Source organism: Nostoc sp. (genome assembly GCF_036917395.1).
Lineage (GTDB): Bacteria > Cyanobacteriota > Cyanobacteriia > Cyanobacteriales > Nostocaceae > Nostoc.
Genome location: NZ_JBALDI010000078.1, coordinates 191,036 through 198,344 on the forward strand (window position 1 = coordinate 191,036; position 7,309 = coordinate 198,344).

The 7,309-nt window shown below is 44.5% G+C and carries 6 protein-coding genes; 5 read left to right on the forward strand and 1 reads right to left on the reverse strand.

Going from position 1 to position 7,309, the window contains the following annotated elements; genetic code table 11:
- Positions 1-48 precede the first annotated feature (48 nt).
- The gene (locus V7K46_RS27330) at positions 49-1,563 is read right to left on the reverse strand and encodes an LCP family protein (protein ID WP_335118789.1); all 1,515 of its coding nucleotides are present in this window, start codon (positions 1,561-1,563) and stop codon (positions 49-51) included.
- A 115-nt stretch (positions 1,564-1,678) separates the two neighbouring features.
- On the opposite strand from V7K46_RS27330, the gene V7K46_RS27335 reads away from it, so the two are divergent.
- The 5 genes from V7K46_RS27335 to V7K46_RS27355 all read left to right on the forward strand — a co-directional run bounded on the left by V7K46_RS27335 (position 1,679) and on the right by V7K46_RS27355 (position 6,915).
- A complete protein-coding gene (locus V7K46_RS27335) occupies positions 1,679-2,800 on the forward strand; it encodes a mannose-1-phosphate guanylyltransferase (RefSeq protein ID WP_335118791.1) in 1,122 nt (373 codons plus the stop codon).
- A gap of 78 nt (positions 2,801-2,878) precedes the next feature.
- Entirely contained in the window at positions 2,879-3,175 is a 297-nt protein-coding gene (yidD, locus tag V7K46_RS27340) for a membrane protein insertion efficiency factor YidD (RefSeq protein WP_335118793.1), read from the forward strand.
- 32 nt (positions 3,176-3,207) lie between these two features.
- On the forward strand, positions 3,208-4,854 hold the full coding sequence (locus V7K46_RS27345; RefSeq protein ID WP_335118795.1) for an ABC1 kinase family protein: 1,647 nt from the start codon (positions 3,208-3,210) through the stop codon (positions 4,852-4,854).
- A gap of 245 nt (positions 4,855-5,099) precedes the next feature.
- The gene (locus V7K46_RS27350) at positions 5,100-6,080 is read left to right on the forward strand and encodes an ABC transporter ATP-binding protein (RefSeq protein WP_335118798.1); all 981 of its coding nucleotides are present in this window, start codon (positions 5,100-5,102) and stop codon (positions 6,078-6,080) included.
- Positions 6,081-6,126: 46 nt separating this feature from the next.
- On the forward strand, positions 6,127-6,915 hold the full coding sequence (locus V7K46_RS27355) for an ABC transporter permease (RefSeq protein WP_335118800.1): 789 nt from the start codon (positions 6,127-6,129) through the stop codon (positions 6,913-6,915).
- Positions 6,916-7,309: the final 394 nt, after the last annotated feature.

Sequence of the window (7,309 nt, forward strand, 5' to 3'; positions counted from 1 at the left end):
ACTTTATTATTTGTAGAGGCGTACAGCTAACTGTGCGCCTCTAGTAACTTATTTCCAATCTTTACCAATGCGGATTGTGAGATCAGATTCTAAATCACCAATCGCCGACACTTCGATTTGACCCAAGCCTAAGACTTTTTGCAAATCAACTCCAACTTGTCGGTTGCCTTTTTGGACAACAATCTGAGTTTGACGTTGGGTATCTGGCCAATCAGGCACTTTGTAAATATTAGTAAAGCCTTTCTGTTTGAGATAAGCAATAACTTTTTCAGTTAGCTGAGGTTGATTGGAAGCATTTTGAATAGCAATTTTGAGGTTAGGAACCCGGCGCATATCTGGTTTTAAACCAGGTACATTTACCCCAACATAATCATTCAACAGGCTCTGTTGTCCAGTCATGTTCAGCCAATAGCTATCAGGGTCTTTGCTAAAACGGCTAAACGTACCAGGCAACACGGTCATTTGGAAATTATCCCGATCCAAGTTGAGTCCGAAGTTCACCAACGCCATCATTTCTTCCATCTTCAGGTTGGTATCAAAATATTTTCGCATCAAGCGAGTTAATTGAGGCAACCTGGGTAAGACGGTGGGACTATTGAGGCGTTGCAGCAGGGCTGCTATTAGTGCTTGTTGACGCTGCACTCTCGGCAAATCTCCCAAACCTGGGTCGCGGAACCGGGCAAACTGTTCTGCTTGTTCGCCGTTGATGGTTTGCCAGCCACTGACTAAATTAATCGACAGCCGGCTGCTAGAGTCTTTATATTCCATTGATTTGGGAACAAAGACCTCTACTCCGCCTAACTGATCAACTAACTGCCGTAAGCCGCTGGTAGAAATGCGGATGTAACGATCAATTGGGGCATTATTTAAGGTACGGCTAACTACCCGCGCTGCCAAGACTGGGCCGCCTTTGGCATTGGCATCAGATACCTTAGTTAATCCCTTTTCTCCCTTTTCTGGGATGGCGATCATCGTATCTCTGGGAATCGAAAGCACCCGTACAGATTTTTCACTAGGGTTAAGCCGTACCAGCAGCATGGTGTCGCTTTTCCCAGCAAAGCTTTCTGGTGAACCATCAACAGTACCGGTGACTGGTTCAATCCCCATAATTAAAATATTCATCGGTCGTGAAAGCTGGTATTGGGAGAGTTTGCTCCATAACTCCCCTGGTAGTGGTATTTTTATCTCGTCTTTACCAGCAGTTCCTAAATCTTCATCTGTTCGATCTAGATTGCTCCACAACGGAGTCCAAAGGGCCAACGTTGATACCAGTAACCCAGATAAGATGATGCCGAGGACCACCGTCATGATCCACAACAGCCATCGAGGCACGGTCAAGCCCAGTCTCTCATAAAGCTGATTGGGAATTGCACCCACTGATTCGACGACGCTACGGTTCGGATTCGCTGGCTGGTTTAGTTCTACCTCCTCCTGTGCGTCTGCTACTGGTGCAGGCGTTACCTGATTTTCCGGGCGTTGAAGTTGCTGCGATCGCACCTCAGTTTCAAATGCTACTTGCTGAGATCCGAGCGGATTTTCCGACCATTCGACTTGTTTTATCACAATTATCTCCCCACTCAACCACTCCCTAAAAGTATGTTAATCCAAGCTACAAATATTGCCAGTGGAAAAGCTCACTGTAAACTTGTAATGTTCTTCGGTAGGCGTGTATGACAACATGAATACTTTATTGTTCCCCGTAATCCTTGCTGGTGGTAAAGGTGAACGTTTTTGGCCCCTGAGTCGCAAAGACCGACCCAAGCAATTTTTAAGTCTTGATGGTAGCTCTAGAAGCTTATTACAAGCAACCGCCGATCGATTGATTGAACTCGGTGGCGGTGAGTCCAGCGCTGCGGGAGGGTTTCCCTCCACAGGCGACTGGCGAACCCCAAGGGGGTGGGATTTCTTGTGGGTAATAACTTCTAGTCAGATAGCTGAAGGGGTACGACAACAATTACCTGATCTACCAGTTCAAAACTTACTGATTGAGTCGGAAGGTAGAGACACTGCCGCAGCCGTTGCTTGGACAAGTTTAGAAATCAAACAACGCTATGGAGAAGACGCTGTTATTGGCTTTTTCCCTGCTGACCACTGGATTGCTGATCAAGAGGCGTTTGCACACACATTAAGCGCGGCTACGCAACTGGCAGCAAGCACAGCAGCGATCGTTACACTGGGGATCAAGCCTACTTTTCCATCAACCGGTTACGGCTACATTGAACAAGGTGAAAAAATAGGTAGCTTTAATGAGTTGCCAGCTTATCACGTCAACCGTTTTACTGAAAAGCCCAACCGTGAAACAGCCGAGACTTTTTTATCTACGGGACGCTTTAGCTGGAATAGTGGAATGTTCGTTTTTCGGGCAGGGGTTGTTCTCAAGGAACTACATACCCATGCACCAGAAATTATCGAACCTTTAGAACAACATGGTCCTGATATCTATCCCCAGTTGCCTAAGAAGAGTATAGACTATGCGTTAATGGAAAAGACAACTCTAGCATACGTTTTGCCAGTTGATTTTGGTTGGGATGATTTAGGAGATTGGAATGCGATCGAGCGCTTACTCAAAACAGAGGAGACTCCCAATGTAGAACTCGGTACACATGTAGGGCTGGATACGCAGGGAGCGATTATTTATGCCTCCAATCCAGAGGATGTAGTTGTTACTATTGGGTTAGAGGACGTGGTGATTGTGCGCGATCGCAATGTCACCCTCGTTGTCAAAAAAGAACGTACCCAGGAAATCAAGCAGATCCTCAAAATTCTCCAAAGCGATTCCCGATTTACTGACCTGCTATAAAAATTAAAACCCTTGGCAGAGGCGAAAAAGTCTATTTTTCCATTATAACTTGACAGTCTATTATTCTATCTGACAGTTATGGACATTATTAGCTTTGAGCCTCTGGCCAAGACAATCGCAATCGAGTCTATTACTGCCTATCAAAAATATATTTCTCCGTCCAAAGGATTTTGTTGCTCCCATCGCTTATTACACGGCGGGGATTCCTGCTCTAATTACGTCAAAACTCTTTTGAAGGAACAGAAGCTCCACCAAGCCGTACAATCATCCATAAAAAGATTCCAAGACTGTGCCGCAGCTAGCAAAACTTTAACAAGTACCAAAGCTACAGCCAAGTTTCGTTGTATTGTCATCCCCTGCTGCTTACCTCTTTAAACTTTTCTGCTTCTTTGCAATTCTTTACAAAAATGTTCCTCACCCAAACTGTTCCCCGTCAACGAGAAATTCTTGAAGTATTCCTTCGCAATGGCTGGGACTATATGCGAAGGTTACTTACTGGTGGCAAAGCTGATGAACCCCAGCTACCTACACCTGCGGTTTTAAAAAATATCCTGGTAGACTTGGGGCCAGTTTATGTCAAACTTGGCCAGCTAATGTCTACGCGTCCAGATTTACTGAACGCCGCCTACATTGAGGAACTATCAACTTTACAAGACGAAGTACCGCCAGTTCCTTGGTCAGAGATAGAAATAATCCTCCGTAAAGAATTAAAACTTTCACTAGCAGAAACCTTCAGCACAGTTAACCCGATCCCAGTAGCGGCGGGATCAATTGCCCAGACACATCGCGCCACATTAATAGACGGTAGCGAAGTTGCTCTGAAAGTGCAACGTCCGGGAATTGATCTGACTATTGCTCAAGATATTGCTTTAATTCAAGGTATTGCTGATTTAGTAGCGCGAACTGATTTTGGGCAAACCTACGAAATCAAATCTATCGCCGAAGAATTTACCAAAGCTCTAGAAGCTGAGTTAGATTTTACACGGGAAGCGGGTTTTACAGACCAACTGCGGCGCAACTTATCTAAAAGTCGCTGGTACGATCCTACACAAATAGTGGTTGCGGAAATTAACTGGGAATTGACCACACCAAAGTTACTGGTAATGCAATGGCTGGATGGAGTACCATTCTTGGCGGCGGATTTGGATAGTGACCCCAATGTTAAAGATCCTGCCGAAAAGCGTAAAGAAATAACCACTTTGTTATTTCGGGTATTTTTTCAGCAACTATATATTGATGGCTTTTTTCACGCCGATCCTCATCCAGGAAACTTGTTTTATCTCAAAGATGGTCGTGTTGCCCTCTTAGATTGTGGGATGGTGGGAAGACTCGATCCCCGTACACAGCAGATATTAACGGAAATGTTATTAGCGATCGTTGATTTAGATGCTCAACGGTGCGCTCAGTTAACTTTACAGCTATCAGATTCTGGTCAGCCAGTAATTTTGTCGCGGTTAGAAAATGATTACGATCGCATGTTGCGAAAGTATCACAATGTCAGCCTCACCCAAATAAACTTCAGTCAGATAATTTATGAAGTTTTACAAGTTGCCCGCAACAATAAAATTAGGTTGCCTAGCAATATGGGTTTGTATGCCAAAACCCTAGCAAATTTAGAAGGGGTGGCGCGGACATTCAACCCGGAGCTTAATTTTTTTGATGAAATCAAACCATTAATTACAGACTTGTTTCGTCGGCAGTTACTAGGCGATAATCCAGTGCGATCGCTATTACGGACAGCCTTAGATATTAAAAGTCTGTCTCTCCAATCTCCTCGCCAAATCGAACTATTATTAGACCGAGTTACCTCAGAAACCTTACAGTGGAATCTATCGCTGCGGGGGTTAGATGGCGTGCGGCGCACTATGGACGATGCAGCTAACCGACTATCTTTTAGTATTTTAGTGGGTTCGCTGATTATGGGTGCAGCAATAATTTCCACCAAAGCGCAGACAACTCAGCTATCTTTTTTAAGCACCACCCTGTTTGCAGTCGCTAGTTTATTGGGTTTGTGGTTAATTATTAGTACATTGCGATCGGGACGTTTACGGTAAAGTCTATGTGTTGTGCTTGAGTAATGCCCACTACAGGAAATCATCATATATCACTGGTAAAAATTCCGGCTTTAGTATTTGGAACCACAGATAAATAGCGCTAAACAGCAATGATTTATCTGTGTACATCCGTGGTTCTAATACAACGTTTTTCAGGTAAATGAGGTATACAGGTAGGGGCACAACATTGTTGTGCCCTCACAATAATCTGTACCTCACTAAGTTGCAATCTGCTGCATAAAAATATGTCAATCATTATTGCTGAAAATCTGAGTAAATCTTATCCAGTGGCAGTTAAAAGTCCGGGTATTAAAGGTACAATCACCCACCTTTTTCGCCGTACCTACCGCTCAATTAAAGCAGTTCAGGATGTTTCCTTTGAAATTGCACCTGGTGAAATAGTGGGGTTTTTGGGCCCAAATGGAGCTGGTAAAACCACTACACTCAAAATGCTCACGGGGCTAATTCATCCTTCTGGCGGTACAGTCACAGTAGCTGGACAAATTCCGTTTCATCGTAAAGAAGCATTTTTGCAAAAAATCACCTTGGTAATGGGGCAAAAGCAGCAGCTAATTTGGGACTTGCCAGCGCTGGATTCTTTAAAAATTAACGCCGCTGTATACAACATCTCTGATAAAGAGTTCCAGCGGCGGGTGGGAGAATTAACAGAGATGCTTTCCTTAGAAGGCAAACTTACCCAACCAGTACGGAAGCTATCTTTGGGTGAGCGAATGAAAGCAGAATTGCTAGCAGCACTTTTGCACCGTCCCCACGTATTGTTCCTAGATGAACCAACGCTGGGATTGGATGTAAATGCTCAAGCAGCAGTGCGCGAGTTCTTGCGCGAGTACAATCAGCTTTATCAGGCTACAGTGCTGTTGACGAGTCATTACATGGCTGACATCACAGCTTTGTGTCAACGGGTGCTGTTGATTCATCAGGGGAAGCTGATGTATGACGGTAGTTTAGATGGACTGCTGGAACGTTTTGCCCCGTACCGAGAAGTCCATATAGAGTTAGCCCAACCTCTACCGATAGAAAAACTTATGACCTATGGTGATGTGCAACTCTTAGAAGGGCGAGCAGTGCGTTTTATGGTGTCGAGAGAGGCGCTCACCCGCACCGTTTCTCAGATTTTGGCGGATTTGGAGGTAATTGATTTAACAGTTACCGAACCGCCCGTGGAGGAAGTGATTGGACGAGTTTTTCAGGCAGGTGTCGTGTAGTGAGTGCTGCGAGGAATAGAGTTGCTAAGAGGAGAATGCACCACAAATGAAAAAGATTATTAGAAAAGCTCTAACTTTACTGTCAGTATACTACGCCTATTCGGTTGAGTATCGAGCAGAGCTAATTTTTTGGGTTTTGTCTGGTTCTTTGCCGATTATCCTCATGGGTATCTGGATACAGGCGGCACAAGGCGGACAGTTTGGGCTATCACCTGTGGATTTTGGCCGTTACTTCATCACGGTTTTCATTATTAGACAACTCACCGCTGTTTGGGTAATTTGGGACTTTGAAACAGAGGTAGTGGAAGGCAAGCTTTCGCCCAAGTTGCTACAACCACTTGATCCAGTATGGCATCATGTTGCGGGGCATATTTCTGAAAGATTTACTCGGCTAATGTTTGCTTTTCTATTAGTGGCATTATTTTTTATTCTTTATCCCCAAGCTTTTTGGTTACCAAGTTTAAGTAGATTTTTGTTTTTTATGTTGGCGGCGGTGCTAACTTTTGCTTTGCGGTTTACGATTCAGTACACCTTTGCTATGTTCGCCTTTTGGACAGAACGGGCTAGCGCTTTAGAAAATTTTTGGTTGTTGTTTTATCTATTTTTATCTGGTTTAATAGCACCTTTAGAGGTCTTTCCAGAACCTGTACGGAAAATAGTCATGTTTACGCCTTTTCCTTATTTGATTGATTTTCCTGCGAGTCTTTTGGTAGGGCTACCTGTGGATATAGGGCGAGGATTTTGGTCAATGGTGGGTTGGATATTAGTGTTTTTGGGTGTGAATCGCTTGCTGTGGCGTGCGGGTTTGAAGCGGTATTCTGGAATGGGAGCATGAACAATTCATAATTAAGAGGTTTACCACCCCAGAGTTTGGCTAAGTTAAGGTAATTTAAAACTTCCTTGATAAAAGAAAGATTTCTCGAACACTGATATATCCCACCTCACGATTTGCTGGACTAAAGCGGTTCTCGTTTATATGAGGTACACCCGTAGGGGTTGTCTCGTTAAGAGTCTGAGACTGGGAATGCCTACTCTTAGGCGGAGCCTTCCTTACTCGCGGCAGAGCCGCAATGAACAGCATTTCCAGCCAGAGCCTGGAAACGAGGTTTGAAAAGGGTTTTGTGTCTCGTTCCCAGTCTGAGACTGGGAATGCCTACTCTTAGGCGGAGCCTTCCTTACTCGCGGCAGAGCCGCAATGAACAGCATTTCCAGCCAGAGCCTGGAAACGA

Coding starts and splice junctions, on each gene's coding strand:
- V7K46_RS27335 (WP_335118791.1), top strand. CDS start 1,679: ATGAATACTTTATTGTTCCCCGTAATCCTTGCTGGTGGTAAAGGTGAA.
- yidD (WP_335118793.1), top strand. CDS start 2,879: ATGGACATTATTAGCTTTGAGCCTCTGGCCAAGACAATCGCAATCGAG.
- V7K46_RS27345 (WP_335118795.1), top strand. CDS start 3,208: ATGTTCCTCACCCAAACTGTTCCCCGTCAACGAGAAATTCTTGAAGTA.
- V7K46_RS27350 (WP_335118798.1), top strand. CDS start 5,100: ATGTCAATCATTATTGCTGAAAATCTGAGTAAATCTTATCCAGTGGCA.
- V7K46_RS27355 (WP_335118800.1), top strand. CDS start 6,127: ATGAAAAAGATTATTAGAAAAGCTCTAACTTTACTGTCAGTATACTAC.